Origin of the sequence: Lysinibacillus sp. FSL L8-0126, assembly GCF_038630385.1 — a bacterium.
Classification (GTDB): domain Bacteria; phylum Bacillota; class Bacilli; order Bacillales_A; family Planococcaceae; genus Lysinibacillus; species Lysinibacillus fusiformis_D.
The window spans coordinates 2,165,746-2,183,767 of sequence record NZ_CP152028.1; the positions used below are offsets into that span (position 1 = coordinate 2,165,746).

Annotated in this window: 17 protein-coding genes; 11 read left to right on the plus strand and 6 right to left on the minus strand. The window is 37.1% G+C overall.

Annotated elements, in window-relative coordinates; genetic code table 11:
* Positions 1-2: 2 nt before the first annotated feature.
* Complete coding sequence (gene glpK, locus MHI34_RS10520; protein WP_342504409.1) at positions 3-1,499, plus strand: glycerol kinase GlpK; 1,497 nt, start codon at positions 3-5, stop codon at positions 1,497-1,499.
* Positions 1,500-1,572: 73 nt separating this feature from the next.
* Here the strand turns inward: glpK and MHI34_RS10525 are convergent, their stop codons facing one another.
* Entirely contained in the window at positions 1,573-1,728 is a 156-nt protein-coding gene (locus MHI34_RS10525) for a hypothetical protein (protein ID WP_157492969.1), read from the minus strand.
* A 185-nt stretch (positions 1,729-1,913) separates the two neighbouring features.
* Here MHI34_RS10525 and MHI34_RS10530 point away from each other — a divergent pair, with 185 nt between their 5' ends.
* Positions 1,914-3,275 carry a trypsin-like peptidase domain-containing protein gene (locus MHI34_RS10530; protein ID WP_342504410.1) on the plus strand — a complete coding sequence of 454 codons (1,362 nt, stop codon included), beginning with the start codon at positions 1,914-1,916 and terminating at the stop codon, positions 3,273-3,275.
* 302 nt (positions 3,276-3,577) lie between these two features.
* Positions 3,578-4,774 carry an MFS transporter gene (locus MHI34_RS10535; RefSeq protein ID WP_141905453.1) on the plus strand — a complete coding sequence of 399 codons (1,197 nt, stop codon included), beginning with the start codon at positions 3,578-3,580 and terminating at the stop codon, positions 4,772-4,774.
* A gap of 74 nt (positions 4,775-4,848) precedes the next feature.
* Here the strand turns inward: MHI34_RS10535 and MHI34_RS10540 are convergent, their stop codons facing one another.
* Positions 4,849-5,052 (minus strand): alpha/beta-type small acid-soluble spore protein, encoded by a 204-nt coding sequence (locus MHI34_RS10540; protein WP_004225662.1) that lies wholly within the window; start codon positions 5,050-5,052, stop codon positions 4,849-4,851.
* A gap of 186 nt (positions 5,053-5,238) precedes the next feature.
* Between MHI34_RS10540 and MHI34_RS10545 the strand changes: the two genes are divergently transcribed.
* From MHI34_RS10545 to MHI34_RS10555, 3 genes are all read left to right on the plus strand, one after another.
* Positions 5,239-5,733: a DUF1456 family protein gene (locus tag MHI34_RS10545; protein WP_342504411.1), complete on the plus strand. Its 495-nt coding sequence runs from the start codon at positions 5,239-5,241 to the stop codon at positions 5,731-5,733.
* A gap of 141 nt (positions 5,734-5,874) precedes the next feature.
* Complete coding sequence (locus tag MHI34_RS10550) at positions 5,875-6,069, plus strand: hypothetical protein (RefSeq protein WP_036123412.1); 195 nt, start codon at positions 5,875-5,877, stop codon at positions 6,067-6,069.
* Positions 6,070-6,580: 511 nt separating this feature from the next.
* The gene (locus tag MHI34_RS10555) at positions 6,581-7,255 is read left to right on the plus strand and encodes a hypothetical protein (RefSeq protein WP_036123410.1); all 675 of its coding nucleotides are present in this window, start codon (positions 6,581-6,583) and stop codon (positions 7,253-7,255) included.
* A gap of 56 nt (positions 7,256-7,311) precedes the next feature.
* Here MHI34_RS10555 and MHI34_RS10560 read toward each other — a convergent pair whose 3' ends face one another.
* Positions 7,312-9,006, minus strand: a complete 1,695-nt coding sequence (locus MHI34_RS10560; RefSeq protein ID WP_342504412.1) for a methyl-accepting chemotaxis protein — start codon at positions 9,004-9,006, stop codon at positions 7,312-7,314.
* A gap of 265 nt (positions 9,007-9,271) precedes the next feature.
* Positions 9,272-10,267: a M23 family metallopeptidase gene (locus MHI34_RS10565; RefSeq protein WP_036123406.1), complete on the minus strand. Its 996-nt coding sequence runs from the start codon at positions 10,265-10,267 to the stop codon at positions 9,272-9,274.
* A gap of 148 nt (positions 10,268-10,415) precedes the next feature.
* On the opposite strand from MHI34_RS10565, the gene MHI34_RS10570 reads away from it, so the two are divergent.
* The 3 genes from MHI34_RS10570 to MHI34_RS10580 all read left to right on the plus strand — a co-directional run bounded on the left by MHI34_RS10570 (position 10,416) and on the right by MHI34_RS10580 (position 15,146).
* Positions 10,416-12,365: a PrkA family serine protein kinase gene (locus tag MHI34_RS10570; protein WP_271911017.1), complete on the plus strand. Its 1,950-nt coding sequence runs from the start codon at positions 10,416-10,418 to the stop codon at positions 12,363-12,365.
* Between the two features lie 186 nt (positions 12,366-12,551).
* Complete coding sequence (yhbH, locus tag MHI34_RS10575) at positions 12,552-13,709, plus strand: sporulation protein YhbH (RefSeq protein ID WP_036123405.1); 1,158 nt, start codon at positions 12,552-12,554, stop codon at positions 13,707-13,709.
* A gap of 33 nt (positions 13,710-13,742) precedes the next feature.
* A complete protein-coding gene (locus tag MHI34_RS10580) occupies positions 13,743-15,146 on the plus strand; it encodes a SpoVR family protein (protein WP_036123402.1) in 1,404 nt (467 codons plus the stop codon).
* A 55-nt stretch (positions 15,147-15,201) separates the two neighbouring features.
* Here MHI34_RS10580 and MHI34_RS10585 read toward each other — a convergent pair whose 3' ends face one another.
* A complete protein-coding gene (locus MHI34_RS10585; protein WP_036123400.1) occupies positions 15,202-15,621 on the minus strand; it encodes a hypothetical protein in 420 nt (139 codons plus the stop codon).
* Between the two features lie 195 nt (positions 15,622-15,816).
* On the opposite strand from MHI34_RS10585, the gene MHI34_RS10590 reads away from it, so the two are divergent.
* Positions 15,817-16,692, plus strand: coding sequence for a radical SAM/SPASM domain-containing protein (locus tag MHI34_RS10590; protein ID WP_330493932.1), 876 nt, complete (start codon positions 15,817-15,819; stop codon positions 16,690-16,692).
* 30 nt (positions 16,693-16,722) lie between these two features.
* On the opposite strand, the gene MHI34_RS10595 is transcribed toward MHI34_RS10590, so the two are convergent.
* The gene (locus MHI34_RS10595) at positions 16,723-17,112 is read right to left on the minus strand and encodes a helix-turn-helix transcriptional regulator (RefSeq protein WP_004225641.1); all 390 of its coding nucleotides are present in this window, start codon (positions 17,110-17,112) and stop codon (positions 16,723-16,725) included.
* A gap of 213 nt (positions 17,113-17,325) precedes the next feature.
* Between MHI34_RS10595 and MHI34_RS10600 the strand changes: the two genes are divergently transcribed.
* Positions 17,326-17,973 (plus strand): hypothetical protein, encoded by a 648-nt coding sequence (locus tag MHI34_RS10600; protein ID WP_089934614.1) that lies wholly within the window; start codon positions 17,326-17,328, stop codon positions 17,971-17,973.
* The last annotated feature ends 49 nt before the right edge of the window (positions 17,974-18,022 follow it).

The following is an 18,022-nucleotide window of genomic DNA, read 5'->3' on the forward strand; positions in this document are numbered from 1 at the left end:
CTATGTCAGAAAAAAAATATATTTTAGCGTTAGACCAAGGCACAACAAGTTCAAGAGCTATTCTATTTGATGAAAAGGGTAAAATTGTACACACTGCCCAACAAGAATTCCAACAACATTTTCCACAAGCAGGCTGGGTAGAGCATCATGCAGAGGAAATTTGGTCATCTATCCTATCTTGTATTGCAACCGTGTTATCAGAAAAAGGAGTGGATTCAAGCCAAATTGCAGGGATTGGGATTACAAACCAACGCGAAACAACCGTAGTGTGGGATAAACATACTGGTAAACCTGTTTATAACGCAATTGTTTGGCAATCACGTCAAACGAATGATATTTGTGAGCAACTAAAGGAAAGCGGTTACAATGATTTATTCCGTGATAAAACAGGCTTATTAATCGATGCTTACTTCTCTGGCACAAAAGTGAAGTGGATTTTAGATCATGTTGAGGGAGCACGTGAAAAAGCTGAGGCAGGAGAGTTGCTATTCGGTACAATTGATACATGGCTAATTTGGAAGTTATCGGGTGGGAAAGTACATGTAACAGATTATTCAAATGCTTCTCGTACATTGATGTATAATATCCATGAGTTACAGTGGGATGAAGAACTTTTAGAAATTTTAACTGTTCCTGCCTCTATGCTGCCAGAAGTACGTCCTTCTTCTGAAATTTATGGCTATACAGAGGAGGCTTTATTCTTTGGCTCTGCTGTCCCAATTGCGGGTGCTGCTGGTGACCAACAAGCAGCATTATTCGGTCAGGCATGTTTTGAAGAAGGAATGGTCAAGAACACATATGGCACAGGCTGCTTTATGTTAATGAACACAGGCGAAAAGGCAGTGAAGTCAAATAATGGCTTATTGACAACATTAGCCTGGGGCCTAGATGGGAAAGTAACGTATGCTTTAGAGGGCAGTATTTTTGTAGCAGGCTCAGCGATTCAATGGCTACGTGATGGTTTGCGTATGTTCCGTAATGCGAGTGAATCAGAGCAATATGCGACGCGTGTGGAGTCAACAGATGGAGTTTATGTTGTCCCAGCATTTGTTGGCTTAGGCACACCGTATTGGGATTCTGATGTGCGAGGAGCTGTCTTTGGCTTAACACGTGGGACATCGAAGGAACATTTTGTACGTGCGACACTAGAATCATTAGCTTATCAAACAAAGGATGTATTAGCAGCGATGGAAGCAGATGCTAATATTCCGTTAGCAAAATTGCGTGTAGATGGCGGAGCTGTGGCAAATAATTTCTTAATGCAATTCCAAGCAGATTTATTAAATGTCCCTGTTGATCGCCCAGTTATCAATGAAACAACAGCTTTAGGTGCTGCCTATTTAGCAGGCTTAGCAGTTGGCTATTGGCATTCAACAGAGGAGATCGGTAAGTATTGGAATTTAGATCGTCAATTTACACCAAATATGAGTGACGAGTATCGTGACAATATTTATGCAGGCTGGAAAAAGGCTGTTGCCGCAGCGCAAGTATTTAAGTAAGCAAACCATTTGAGAGGCTGGGGTATAACTAGCTTCAATTAATGAGAAATCCGAATTCGGATTTCTCTATTTTTTATGTTGTCTCCAGATAGCTCGTAACGAATGTCCAATGAGTCCTCAAATTTTCGATCATTTGAGCGAGGACTTTCAATGCTAATTCCTTTTCATTTTCTTCTGGTATGATTTCTTTTTCAAGCAGCTCTTCGTATAGCTGTTTTGCCATTTGCATTAGCTATTACTTCTGATAAGTATTTCTGTCTATTTTTATTTGAGAAAGGTGAAGAAAACGTCCAGTTCTTTATAGAGTTGGGCTTTTTTGTTCGTTAGGAATAGAGGATTTAGAGAGAAATCAGAGAATTGTATTGTATATAGTACCATTATATGTAATGACGTGTTTATAGGAGTTGTATGAAGATGGTTGTGACAACGAGACCGTTAAAAATTAAGTATAAAAAGTTAGCTAATCCTTTTCAGGAGTTTATGCAGATCAATCCTCACAATAATGCCCTTACGAAGGAAGTGGTCTTTCTACGTTATATTGGTATACCTGATTCTGTAGATCTTTATAAAGAAGATATTTTAAAAATGGATGAGTATTTCACAAAGCAAAGCGTATTTTATTTACGACTACATAGGCTTGAGGTCATCAATAATAAGAAAGATGCAGATAGACTGTCGGAGCTTTGGGGAGATTGGCAGGCTGCTGCTGATAGCATGCAATTACTGTATGAGACATCTTTATGCGGTAAATTACCGAATGATCAACTTGAATGGACAAAAAAGCTTAGCTTTAAAAAAATTCTCCATCTTTTTAAAGAACATCAGCCGCATGCTAATGACACGTTACTAAAAAACTTTGCAGTTAAATTTTTATATTGGATGGATTATTATTTACCACAAATTTTTTCTAAGGAAAATCAAGCATCCTTTAAAATTGTTTTTATAGGAGACATTACGCAGCATGAATCATTATTCTTATATTTTTTATCGACACTTGGCTGCGATATATGTTATATGAACCCTAAAGGGGATATCACTAATTTGTATCCTATCATAGCAGCATCATCTACTTTGCAGAGTTGTCGTAATTGCTATGAAAAAGAATTCATAATCCCTAAAATGCTCTCGATGAAAAGCATACCACCACAACAACCGACGATTCTCCCAGTTCATAGTACTAGTATGGTTACTACAGAAGAGTGTAGTTATGAACAGTTGGCTTCTTTAGCGACGTCTGTTGTGATGATAAAGACATTTGGTGCAGATGGTAAGGTGTTATGTTTTGGTTCTGGAGTTGTTCTCCATCGCGATGGCTATATTTTGACGAACTTGCATGTTGTAGGTGGTGGGAACTATTATTCAGTGCTATATGAAAATGATCCAAACGAGTATATTACCCATCAATTTGTGAAATATCATGACATGCATGATTTGGCTATTTTGAAGGTAGACAGAACAAGTCTACCTTTGCCTGTTAAAATAGATGATCAATTAGTTCGCGGACAAAAAATTGTGGCGATTGGCAGTCCCTTAGGATTATTTAATTCGGTTTCTGATGGAATTGTTTCAGGCTTTCGAGATCTTCGAAAAATGTCTATGATTCAATTTACGGCTGCTATTTCCAATGGCAGTTCTGGTGGTGCTTTATTGGATATGCATGGACGATTGGTCGGTTTGATAACAGCAGGCTTTGATGATGGTCAGAATCTGAACTTAGCTGTACCAGCTCATTTGATTTATCAATTTGCCCAAAACTTTATTGAAGTATCAGGCTAATTTCCACTATTCAACCATTGCTTTTTCATTCGTAATCTTATAGAATGTAGAACGGTATAAATGAACGATATATAAATCCTTTAATACGGTCCAGAGAGGCTGAAAAGGGCTATGTGATATTTTTAAGCTAATATCTTTGCTTTGTCATGCCCTTTTGTCCTCTGTGACGGAAGGGCTTTTATTATTGTTCCATACTCCTCTTTTAAAGGAAGTCCCGTGAGGCTTCAAAAGAGAATGGACAAGACAGCTATAATCCATTCACTAAAAGAGATCGACAACTAGAAAATTGGAGGCTACAAAGAATGGATTATCGTAAAAAAACCGTGGTCGCTTCAGTGGCAGGGTTAACGCTAGAGGGAATGGACATTATGTTTATTTCTTTTGCTATGACAATGATTATTGCAGAATTTAATATTGATCTTGCAACTGGTGGATTGATTTCATCCATCACGAATATTGGAATGCTGATGGGTGGTATTATTTTTGGTGTGTTGGCCGACAAATATGGTCGCGTAAAAGTGTTTACGTATACCGTCATATTATTTGCCATCGGAACAGCCTTAACAGGCGTAGCAACAAGTATTGAGCAAGTTTATGTTTATAGATTTATCGCTGGCTTAGGAGCTGGTGGGGAATATGGTATTGGTATGGCACTTGTGGCGGAGGCTTGGCCGAAGAATAAACAAGGAAGAGCTTCTTCGTATGTAAGTGTAGGGGCACAGTATGGGGTGATCTTAGCGGCATTACTAAGTGCCATCATTTTACCAACTTTAGGATGGAGAGCTTTATTCTTCGTCGGTTTATTACCAGTCATTTTTGCCTTTATCGTACGTAAAAATCTTGATGAATCACCAGAATGGGTGGCGTCACAGAATAAACAAAACAATAAGCAAGAGAAAGGGAAACTGGCCCAATTATTTGCTTCACCACGAATCACGATGACGACTCTTTCGCTGATTTTAATGGCTACTGTTCAAATCGCAGGCTATAATGGCCTCATGATTTGGCTACCATCTATGCTACAAAAATCGCAAGGATTATCAGTTTCCAGCTCAGCCTTGTGGACAATTAGTACCGCTGTCGGCATGATTATTGGAATGCTGACATTTGGTAGATTTATGGATCGTTTTGGTGCAAAGCGTACATTCGGTATCTTTTTATTAGCCTCAGCCTGTGCAGTATTCCTTTATTCCTTTGCAACAGGTGCAGTAGCCATATTATTAGGCGGTGCAGTTGTAGGATTTTTCTCTAACGGAATGTTTGCAGGGTATGGTGCATTAATTAGTAGCTTCTATCCAGTCCAAATTCGCAGTACAGCAACAAATACTATTTTTAACTTTGGTCGAGCAATAGGAGGATTTTCACCAATCTTTGTCGGCTATATTTTACAAAGTTACGATATGACAGTCGTTATGATTTACTTAGCAGCATTGTATTGCATTTCCTTTATCGTCATGCTGACACTTCAGGGAACAGGCAAGGGTTTGCAAACGGCTTAATCCTATACATCACGAAAGAACGAATTCCACTTCTTCAAATGGGATTCGTTCTTTTCTTATTAGTTTTTATTTAATTATAATAAACCTTTTGAACGTTTCTCAGCGATTTCAACAAGGCGTTTTGTAATTTCTCCTCCAACGGAACCATTTGCGCGAGAAGATGCTTCTGGCCCAAGCTGAACGCCAAATTCTTGTGCAATTTCATATTTCATTTGATTGACAGCTTCGTGTACGCCAGGTACTAGAAGCTTATTTGAACTACGGTTATTGTTAGCCATTGTTCTCACCTCCTTGAGCTTAGAATGGTTGCTTACCAACTTTTCATACATTTAAAAAGAAGGAAACGCACACGCTAAATGCTAATAACAACAACTTGTGGAAAGCCAGCAATAATCAGCAAACTCTCTGTTATAATTAAGCCTGGCTCTTTACTATAGAAGGTTGATTAAAGGAGGAACAACAGAATGACGAATAATGATATTTTAATTCGTTTACGCTATGCATTCGATATAAAAAATGTAGATATGGTGGAAATTTTTAAGCTAGGTGGTATGAACTATACGAAAGAAGAAGTATTAAATATGCTCATTAAGATTAATGATGAGGAAGAAGCACCAGAAACATACATTAGTTGTAATAATAAAATGTTGGAAGCTTTTTTAAATGGACTCATTACCTTTAAACGTGGGCCACAGAAGCCAAAGGAAGGACAGGCTGAGGGACCACTACCTGTGTCTGGAAAAGAAAGTCCGAACAATATGCTATTAAAGAAAGTGAAAATTGCCTTATCCTTAACAACTGAGGAGATGGTTGAAATTTTATATGATGGTGGAATTAAGGTGACAAAAGGTGAATTAGGTGCCATTTTAAGAAATCCAAGTCACCGTAATTATAAAGAGTGCGGTGATTCGTTCGTACGTAATTTTTTAAGGGGCTTAACATATAAATATAGAGGGTAACAGACAGATGTTTTAAATCATAAAGTACCATTTTTTTCTTTAAAATTCGTTGACAATTTGTGACGAAATTGTGTACAATAAATTTATCACAAATTGTTCACAAAAAAGATGAAAAATGTTCACAAACAAAGGGGTGCTTGTATGATTTATTTTGACATCTTATTAGTAGCTATTGCATGCGTTACAATGCCTTTTATTGTTGCAGTTATGCTAGATATTTTTTATGCAGAACGAAAAAAAGTTCGTTTTTCATTACGTCGTACTTCATTATGGTATATCGCTATGTTTGCACTATCGTTTATACCATCCGTTTTACTTGTCACACAAAACGTATAATGCAATCAAACACTTAGGGGTAAGTGGAATGAAATAGGCAGCTACAACTCGCATTGAGGTCGTAGCTGTTTTTTTATGTTGATATGACAAAATGATTTTATACCGAAATGGAAAGGTTCAATAAATGACATGGTGAATGAAAACTTCACAATGATGTATTCTCAAGTAAATAAACACTAATTAAAGATGCATTCAATAGTCTAAAATACGCAGTATGATTATTGCTGGTATTATTGTTATTGGGATTAGCCGGATTCCGGAATGTTAGGGGAAGCTTTCAAGTCAATTTATAACGGGTATCACGATTGTCGTGGTGAGCTTACTTGTACTACCATCACAACATGTCCTTGGTGCAAGCAGTAAAGAAAAATTAAACTATGGAGAGCACGAGGTCATTGAATTTCAATGGATTCGTGTTTTTTATTAGAATGAAAAGCTAGAGTCGAGAATAAAATTGCTAGTACATCAACCTATTTTTTCTAGCAATTATCTTGATAAAGGCGGGGTCTGAATGAAAAATATTTTCTTCATTTTATTAGGGATTGTCTATCTTTTTCTAGCAAATGCAATTGAATTAGCCATCATTAAGCCATTATTTTTTTTAATAGGACTTGCTTTAGTCAGTATTGGTAGCATTCGATATATAAAAGAACGTTATATTGCTGCACAAACTTTGGTACAAATGACGGAAGCTAGTGAAGAAGAGATAATGGCTATTCCTCATACCCAATGTACATTATCCAATGATGCTTTAAATGCTTTATTGTTAAATGAACAGACAAATACGCTTATTTTTGCACGAAGAGAATCGCTAGATGAAGAGTTGACAATAATAGAGATTCCATTTAACAAAATATATGAAGTGGCCATCATGGAAGACGAAGAGTTTATGATTAGAACAAAGAATCACCTTATGAGTGGGTCTTTACTTGGGGAAGCGGATGAAATAGAGGAAGTGGAGGTGGAGGAAGATACAATTTCACAGCTTTCTTTAAAATTAGTGGTGGATCATTTATCAGAGCCAATTCAAGAATATATGTTTATGGATAATGGTGAAGAGCCAATTTCAAAAGAGGAAGAGGACTACAAGGAAGCTATGGAGCTTTGTGAGAAATGGTTTCAAAAGATAAGCGTAATTATCAAACGTCATGAATTGGAAAGAGTTCCGATCAATCATTGGCAATAATCGAAAAAGCTATCTCGAATTAGAAAAATTTGAGATAGCTTTTGTTGTGTAGTTCGTTAAATTTTAAATTGCTGTAGTTGGGTGTTTAGTTCTTCAGCCATTCCTGCGAGTTGATTTGCACTTCTAGCGATTTCATCCATTGTAGCGGCGGTTTCCTCTACAGTTGCTGTTGTTTGTTCAACACCGGCGGCGGATTCCTGTGAAATAGAAGCCATGTCATCTATAGAGACATTAATGGTTTCTGAATTTTGAGCAAGATGATGTAAATTAGTAGAAATGGTCGTAATATTCTCGATCATATCCTCTACTGCATTTGATATTTGATCAAATGTTTCGTTTGTTTGATCGAGCTGTGCGGTTCCTCTTTTAACTTCTTCATAGCCTGATTGTAGGGCAGAAGTGACATTGCCTGTCTCACCTTGAATACGATGGACGATTGTTGAAATATCCGTGACAGAGAATTGCACTTGTTCAGCGAGCTTGCGGACTTCATCTGCGACAACGGCAAAGCCTTTTCCGTGTTCACCTGCTCGTGCTGCTTCAATCGCTGCATTGAGTGCGAGTAAATTTGTTTGATTTGAAATCTCGTCTATAACTGACACAAGCTTGGAAATTTCGGCGGACTGTTCATTCAAACTTTCAACCTTTTTCACGGAATCTAGCATAATGTCATTAATCGCAGCCATTTGTTTAGTCGATTGAACCATTAAGCCTTTACCAGAAACCGTTAAATTTTGGACATGGCTAGAATGTTCTTTTAATTCAATGCCTTCTTGTGTCGTGGCGTGAATACTGCGCTTAAAGGCTGTCATTGTTTCTGCTAAATCACCCGTTGTGGACGCTTGTGTTTCTGTACCTGAAGCAAGCTCTTGCATGGTTACTGTAATTTGCTCTGTCCCTGCTTGTACTTCATTCGATGATTGAGCCAGCTCTTCACTACTTGCGGCCACTGTTTCTGAAACGCTGTAGATGGAATGAATCGTTTGTTTTAATTTATTGTTCATTTCATTAGCAGCAAGCATTAACGTGCCGATTTCATCTCGTGTTTTCACTACTAATGGCTCCAGTTGCAAATTACCATCTGCTAATTCTTTCATACGATTCGCTACAACTTTAACCGGTCTGGAAATGGTACTAGCTGTAATAATAGCAATTAGAATACCAGCTATAGTTAAAATTAAACTGAAAGCAATCCCGATTGTTCGATTTTGAGAGCTTGTTGAAACAACATCATTACCAACGGACGTAATCGCATCGGCACGTTCATCCGCAAGTTCCTCATAACCATTGCGTACTTTGGTCACGAGGGCATGTGTATCCATTAAATTTTCTAAAGCTAACTCTTTATTGCCCTTTTCGTAGATATCAAACACCTCAGTGTTGACAAGATTACTCCAATCACGTGCTATTTCTACTAGCAGAGTACGTTCATCTGATGTTTCATATTCGTCTAGAATAGCATTGTTTTCCTCAGCCATTTGACGATATTCATTAAACGTTTCCTTATATTTTTCATCACCAGTCATTACATAGTTTAAAGCTGCTGATAGTCGCACACTCATAGATAATGCTAAATTTTTACTGGCATTTAAAACAACTAGATCTTCCTTTACTAAACCTTTTGCCTGTCTCTCCATATTTGTATTGGAATTGTAAGTATAGGTTGTAAAGCTCACTACTAAAACTAACAAAAAAATAAATGCACTTAAAATTCGAGCTTTAAGTGTTTTAAACTGTAAAATGCCTTTCATTTCCTCATCCCTTTACTATCTCATTGAGAATTTTATTCAATCATAATTATTATTTTATAACTATTTGTGTAGATTAATAAGGCTTTCGGTAAAAATAGTTAAAAATAGTTTTTTAGTACAATCGTATAATGGGTTCTGGGTTGCCTGTAGTTAAATATATATAGATGTCTAACGACTAATGAATATATTTGCGTATAATTTTCCTATATAATAAGAAAAAAGCACCTGTAGCAAAATGCTTCAAGTGCCATGTATTATAAAAGATCTATTGTTTTTGTTTTTTTGCTTGCCGCTCCCATTGCAATAATGAAGGGTATGGATCAAAAGCCCATTCGGTTCTTCCATTAAATTTGTAAATACCATAATGAAGATGAGGAGGGAATTTTCCTGATGTACCTTCTTTCCCATATCCAGAGCTTCCCACATAGCCAAGCACCGTGCCAGGCTCTACAACAGAGCCTACCTCAATGTCCTTATGATAGCTACCAAGGTGGGCATAATAGTGATAGGAGTTATGATTATCACGAATACCAATACGCCAGCCACCAAATTGATTCCAGCCTTTTACCTCAACAATTCCATAGGAGGTAGATAAGACAGGGGTTCCATAACTTGCAAAAATATCGGTTCCTTCATGAATCCGACGTCCACCCCAGCCTCTATTGGCACCCCAAGTACCCCTGTAACTGTAATTCGAGCGAATATTGAGAGGGAAGGTATGTGCATCCAGTTCAATTGTTTTAAAATGTCTGTACAGTGTGGAAATCGTAAAAATTTGATTGACTGCTTCTTCACTTCCATAATATTCCCATAATGCTAATTTAAAATCCTCATCAGTCGTGCCGAATTTTCCTAAATAACTAGCCATTGAAAAAATGACATCCTCATCATCCTTTGGACTAGCGATTCCATCATGATTCCCATCAAGGCCCATACCACCGAAATAGCTAATCGTCTCAGGTGAGGTATCTTCCTTTACAGGATTTAATGCGCCTGACCAATATTCATCAGAAAATTGGATAGCCAAATAGCCTTCTCGTTTAGGGATATCTTTACGAACAGATTGGAGATTTCTTTCATACTGATCGATAGCCGCTAAAAAATGCCAAGGAATGAGTAATTCATCAAATTGTACATAATAGGACATACGCTGTTGTAAAGCTTCTTCTTCTGTTAGCTCCTCTTTTGCAAAAGAGGCAGTAGGGTACAGCATCATTCCTAAAAATAAAAATGTGAAAAGAAAAATAAAATGGCGATGCAATGATGGACCTCCTTTCTAACGTTAGAATAACCGAAATTTTTATCTTCATTCAGTAAGCTTAAACAGCCAATAAATCCGCAATCTTTTTATCCCTAAAAAAGAAATAATAAGAAGAAACGTCGTCAAAGAAAAAGTAATGGGTATCATCATGCGATTAACTTCATACTATGTTATAAATCAAGCCCTGAATGGAGGGAAGGCTATTAACATTTTAGATAAAGTGAAAAACTATCGCGAAGAAGAAAATAGGCTGAAGTGGGAAGGGACATTTGCAGATTATTTAAACATCATTAGGGAAAGACCTGAAGTTGCTCAAACAGCCCATTCACGCGTCTACAATATGATAAAAAGTTCTGGTGTAGAGGAACGCGATGGGCAAAAAATGTACAAATTTTTCGGACAAGAAATTTTTGGGCTTGAAACAGCAATTGAAAGACTGGTGGAGGAATATTTCCATCCAGCAGCGCGCAGGTTAGATGTTAGAAAACGTATTTTATTATTAATGGGACCTGTTAGTGGTGGTAAATCAACAATCGTTACTTTACTGAAGCGTGGATTAGAACAATATTCGCGCACAGATGAGGGTGCGGTTTACGCAATTAAGGGATGTCCTATGCATGAAGATCCATTACATTTAATTCCACATCATTTGCGTAATGAATTTTTTGAAGAGTATGGTATAAGAATTGAAGGAAGTTTATCGCCTTTAAATACGATGCGTCTTGAAAAGGAATACGATGGGCGTATTGAAAACGTGATGATTGAACGTATTACCTTTTCGGAAGATAAACGTGTGGGCATCGGAACATTTACACCATCAGATCCTAAATCACAGGATATTGCTGATTTAACAGGAAGTATTGATTTTTCTACTATTGGTGAGTTTGGTTCAGAATCAGATCCCCGAGCATATCGCTTCGATGGGGAACTCAATAAAGCCAATAGGGGTATGATGGAATTCCAGGAGATGCTGAAACTCGATGAGAAATTCTTGTGGAACTTATTATCTCTAACACAGGAAGGAAATTTCAAAGCGGGGAGATTCGCTTTAATTAGTGCAGATGAATTAATCGTTGCTCATACAAACGAAACGGAGTATCGATCCTTTATTTCGAACAAGAAGAATGAGGCATTACATTCTCGAATTATCGTTATGCCGATACCGTATAACTTAAAAGTTAGTCAGGAAGAGCATATATATCAAAAGATGATAAAAGAGAGTGATATGTCCCACGTCCATATTGCACCGCATGCTTTAAAGGCCGCAGCAATCTTTTCGGTTCTCACTAGATTAGAAGTGCCGAAAAAACAAGGTGTGGATCTGATTAAGAAAATGCGCTTGTACGACGGAGAAAATGTGGAGGGATTTAATTCCGTTGACTTGGAGGAGCTGAAAAAAGAGTTTCCGAGCGAAGGGATGAACGGTATTGATCCACGCTATATCATTAACCGTATTTCTTCTGCTATTATTCGTAAAGAGGTGCCATCGATTAATGCATTAGATGTTTTACGGGCACTGAAGGATGGATTAGATCAGCATGCTTCTATTTCTCAAGAGGATCGCGAAAAATATATGAATTACATTGCGGTTGCACGTAAGGAATATGATGAAATTGCTAAAAATGAAGTACAAAAGGCTTTTGTGTACTCCTATGAAGAATCGGCAAAATCATTGATGAACAATTACCTTGATAATGTAGAGGCATTTTGTAATAAAAATAAGCTATACGATCGACTAACTGGTGAGGAAATGAATCCTGACGAAAAATTAATGCGCTCGATTGAGGAGCAAATTGGTATTTCAGAAAATGCTAAAAAGGCATTTCGTGAGGAAATTCTCATTCGTATTTCTGCTTATGCACGAAAAGGTAAACGATTTGACTACAACTCTCATGAAAGATTGCGAGAAGCGATTCAAAAGAAATTATTTGCGGACTTGAAAGATGTTGTGAAAATTACTACTTCTTCTAAAATGCCAGATGAATCTCAACTGAAGAAAATTAATGAGGTTGTTGCAAGACTAGTTGATGAACATGGCTATAACACAACATCGGCAAATGAGCTGCTGCAATATGTAGGAAGTCTACTCAATCGGTAATTAATTTTCACCTTGATTTGGATTGTTACAAGTCAGATAGGAGTGTCCCAATTTTAGGGCACTCCTTTTACTATCAGGACAAGGGATTAATATAGATGCACAATTCATTTTACGAAAAAAGTTCAAGAATTTGGCTCACAAGCATAGTATAGAAAAAGCGAATTTGATAGATGGGTGAGGATAAAAATGACTGAACACGAAAATAAACGCTTTGTCATCTCTCAGGAAAATTGGTCTCTCCATCGTAAAGGGCACCAGGACCAGCAACGCCATATGGAAAAAGTGAAGGATGCGATTAAAAATAATTTACCCGATTTAGTTAGTGAAGAGAGTATTGTGATGTCTAATGGTCGCGAGGTTATTAAAATACCGATTCGTTCACTTGATGAATATAAAATTCGATATAACTATGATAACTCTAAGCATGTAGGGCAAGGACAAGGGGATAGTAGTGTTGGAGATGTAGTAGCTCGAGATGGCAGTAAAGCAAATCAGGCTCAAGGTAAAGGAAAAGAGGCGGGTGACAAGCCTGGCCAAGATTATTATGAAGCGGAAGTCAGTATTGAGGAAATTCAGAACGTCTTATTTCATGAACTTGAGTTACCTAATTTACAACAAAAAGAAAAAGCAGATATTAAAACCGAAAAAATAGAGTTTAATGATATTCGAAAAAAAGGGCTAATGGGCAATGTTGATAAAAAACGTACGATTTTAAATGCAATAAAGCGCAATGCCATGAAAGGGAAAGCTGAAATTACGCCAATCCATAATGATGATTTACGTTTCAAGACGTGGGATGAGATTGAAAAGCCCGAATCCAAAGCAGTAGTACTTGCCATGATGGATACGAGTGGTTCGATGGGAGCTTTTGAAAAATATTGTGCACGGAGCTTCTTCTTTTGGATGACGAAGTTTTTACGCTCCAAGTATGAAACAGTGGAAATAGAATTTATTGCCCATCATACAGAGGCGAAGGTGGTCACGGAGGAGGAATTTTTCACAAAGGGAGAAAGTGGAGGAACTATTTGTTCGTCAGCTTATAAAAAGGCACTGGAATTGATTGAAGGTAAATATCATCCTTCTCGCTATAATATTTATCCTGTACATTTCTCAGATGGTGAAAATATTTCAATGGATAATGAAAAGTGTTTGAAACTGGTGGGAGAGTTAATGGATGTCTCCAGTATGTTTGGCTATGGTGAGGTGAACCAACATAACCGTTTTTCAACACTTATGTATACTTACAAGAAAATTGATGATCCCAAATTTAGATACCATGTTTTGAGAAAAAAGGGCGATGTATACGATGCCTTAAAGAGCTTTTTCAAAAAAAATGAAGAGTGAGCTCAGCACCACGTTCAAAGGAGGCGGCGTAAAATGGACACGAAAGAGCTTCACCGAGCAATAGATGAAATTACCGAAATTGCCTCAAGCTTTGGCTTAGATTTCTATCCAATGCGTTATGAAATTTGTCCAGCAGATATTATTTATACATTTGGCGCCTATGGTATGCCTACGCGTTTTTCCCATTGGAGCTTTGGAAAACAATTTCATAAAATGAAGCTTCAATATGACTTAGGGCTTAGTCAGATTTATGAGCTTGTGATCAATTCTAATCCATGCTATGCATTTTTATTGGATACCAATACGTTAACTCAAAATAAATTGATTATCGCTCACGTATTAGCACACTGTGATTTCTTTAAAAATAATGTGCGTTTTTCCAACACTAGAAAAGACATGGTAGAGAGCATGACGGCAACGGCTGAACGAATAGCTGGCTATGAAAGAGAATATGGCAAGGATGAGGTTGAGCAGTTTTTAGATGCAGTGTTAGCTATTCAAGAGCATATTGATCCCTCCATTATACGTCCTAAGCTATCTTGGAGTGAGGATGAGGAGCTTGAAGATGAAAAAACACCAGCAAAATCACCATACGATGATTTGTGGAGCATCGAAGAAAAAGAAAAAGTGTATAAACCTATTAGACGAAGATTAAAGCAATTTCCACCAAAGCCAGAAAAGGATATCCTGTTATTCCTAGAGGAGTATAGCCGTGAGTTGGAAGACTGGCAACGAGATATATTAACAATGATGCGAGAGGAAATGCTTTATTTTTGGCCACAATTGGAAACGAAAATAATGAATGAGGGATGGGCTTCCTTCTGGCATCAACGAATCATGCGAGAATTAAAATTAACAACCGCTGAGACAATCGAATTCGCCAAGTTAAATGCAGGGGTTGTCCAGCCGTCCAAAACATCAATTAATCCATATTACCTTGGGATAAAGATTTTTGAGGATATTGAAAATCGCTATAATAACCCTACAGAGGAAATGAAGCGGTTAGGCGTGCAGCCAAACACCGGACGTGAAAAAATCTTTGAGGTAAGAGAGATAGAATCAGATATTTCCTTTATTCGAAACTACCTAACCAAAGATTTGGCAAAGCGAGAAGATTTATATTTGTTCCAAAAGAAAGGGAATGAATATCGTATCACTGATAAAGATCATGAGATGGTACGAGATCAGCTTGTATCGATGCGTGTAAACGGCGGCTTCCCATATATTGTGGTGAAAAATGGCGATTATTTACGTAATGGTGAGCTCTACTTAGTACATGGTTACGAAGGGATGGAGTTAGATCCGCAGTATTTAGAAAATGTATTACCTTATATTTATCAACTATGGGGTCGCCCGGTACATTTAGAAACATACGTGGATAATAAGCCAATGCTCTATTCATATGATGGTACAAAAAATTATAAACGTAATGTCTAATAAAAAACTTCTATCTGTTGACAGCTTGCTCAAACAGATAGAAGTTTTTTAGATCCTACTGCTCACTATCTTCAGTTAACACATCCATGTCCTCTTCATTACTTTCACTATGATTTGAAGATGAATGGATATCGCTATCAATTACTAAGCTATCCCGTACTTTTATTCCTTGCTGGCCACCTGCCTCGTCATTATGATTACCAGCTATACCACTTCTGCCATTTCCATCAGCAAATTGAGAATGAACATTGCGTGTATGACTACCGTTACTAGCATTTTGTCCACCTTGGTTGGCATTTGTACCTACATCATGATTGATTTGACCTCCACCTTCTGCTCGCTGTTCAAAGTGAAAGTCTGTATTTCCTATATTGAATGTAAAATTAATCGTTATATGATTTTTCCCTTGCTTATTAGAGGATTCCCGCTCAGGTTCGTCAGGTCCAAAAAAATTTTTAGAACTAAAACCAGACATTATTTCTCCTCCTTTCGTTTAATATACTATTAACATATTAGCGCTTCGTAAACCCACTTGTACGTGTAGCCATGTTATCTAGAGAAAAGGTAGGAGTGTCCAGAGGTAAACTCAACGATTTTTGCTATCTATCCAATAAATTTGTTAAAATGAATGAGATTTGATTATTTAGTGAATGGGAACGGAGAAGCAACGTTGAGAACATTTAAAAAGGTTTATATAGAAATAACGAGTGTTTGTAATTTAGCATGTAGTTTTTGTCCACCTACAGCTCGTGCAAAAGGACTTATAAAAGTCGAACAATTTAATAAAATATTAGACGAAATTCGCCCACATACCAAATATATTTATTTGCATGTCAAAGGAGAGCCACTTTTACACCCAAGGATCGACCAGCTATTAGATGCCGCCCATGCAAAGGGATTTAAAGTCAATATCACAACAAATGGGACACTTATCAAAAAGAGTCGGGAAAAAATATTAGGAAAACCGGCATTACGTCAAATTAATTTCTCATTGCATAGTTTTGATGGGCATGAAGGTTCTGAAAACCGTGAAAAGTATTTGAGGGATATTTTGGATTTTGTGCGGGATGCTAGAGAATATAAGACCATCATTTCCTATCGTTTATGGAATTTACAACAGGATCATGTTTCGGATGTTGCAGCACGTCGAAATCGTGAGACATTAGAAATATTAGAAAACGAGTATAATCTTGATTATCACATTGAAGAAAGAGTAGAGCCTGGTAAAGGGGTAAAAATTGCTCCTCATGTTTATTTGAATCAGGATCATGAATTTAAATGGCCGAGCTTGCTTGAACAAGAGGACGAGGGTAAAGGTTTTTGTCATGCATTGCGTAGTCAAGCAGCTATTCTTGTGGATGGAACAGTTGTACCTTGCTGCTTAGATGGTGAAGGTGTCATTAATTTAGGAAATGTTCATGAGAAATCCTTCTCAGAAATTGTGGAGGGAGAACGTGCCAATAAGATTGTAGATGGCTTCTCACGAAGAGAGGCTGTTGAGGAACTATGCAGAAAATGTGGCTATCGTCAAAAGTTTGGTATGTAGCTATTATTGAAAAGAAGCAGCTCCGATGTGTCATTGACCATTGGAGCTGTTTTTCTTCGATTGGGAATCAATCGTATCTAAAAAATCCTTCGTAATACGAACTACGTATTTTACCTCGTCTAAGTTACGTTCTCTTAATAATGATCGATGAATGTCTAGCATGAGGTTCTTTTCCTCAATATCAGTAACGCCAGATAATTTTTGAAAATTAAAAAGCTCCTCAGGGGTAATATCCAATGCCTTCATAATTGTTTCCAATGTACTAAGGGTAATATTAGATTGTCCGTGTTCGATATTGGAAACGCGTCCTTTACTGAAACCTAACTTCCCTGTTCTTTCAGCCACTTCTTCTTGGCTTAGCCCTTTGGATAATCTAATAATACGGAGTTGTTCACCTACTAGCTTTAAAAAATCTGACATATGATTCACCTCTATGTTAAAAGCTAGTGAAAAATAGTGGAAATGACTATACTATTATAGTGGTATAATAGAGAAAAAGTACCGTTAAAATGGTACAATGTTTAATGATAAATCATTTATTAGACAAATAGCCTAAATAAGTTACTAGGTAAAAGGCGTTAGTGAAGGTTGCTTTAAGGGTATAAAATGGGACAGGGGATTGGAGGATCAAACATGGTGAAGCAGTTTTTTATAGAAGAAGTAGCAAAAATCCAAATGGGTAATAGCATGATGAATGATACAAGTTTTGCGAGAGAAGGCACTCCTTTCATATCTGAAAAAACGCTAATGAAATTAATAATAGAAGATGATTTTAGTCAAGTACCGAGAGTTGATCATACAATGGATTCGCTGACTATGTCACAAGTGCCTGCTAAAAGTATCCTTCTTAACAAAATCAATTTGAAAGAATCCTCAATTTATCAGTGTAAAAAGGCTGTATGTATTGGTCAGGATATTATTGCCATCATCCCTAATGAATCGATAATTGTCAGTGATTATTTATTGCACTTTTTAAAATGGTATCAAGTAAATAATAACGTGTGTAATGTCTATCATATAATGATTGAATTACCACCGATTGATATTCAGCTTCACATAGCACAGCTATTAAACGCTATCCAATATTTATTAGTTAATAAAGATTCTTTAGTAACGGCGATAGAGGGACTCCCACAGTATTTTAATGATATTTCAAAGCAAGTCAAACAGCATTCAAATGACATACATTATGGCTTTGAACAGCTCCAACGGCAATATATTGATATGTTACATATATTTTTTAATGGTGATTTTTTGAATGATCCTTTTAGTGTTAAGTGATTGAACAAAACAGAAATCGGTGCAAGATGGATTGTTCAATCCTTGCACC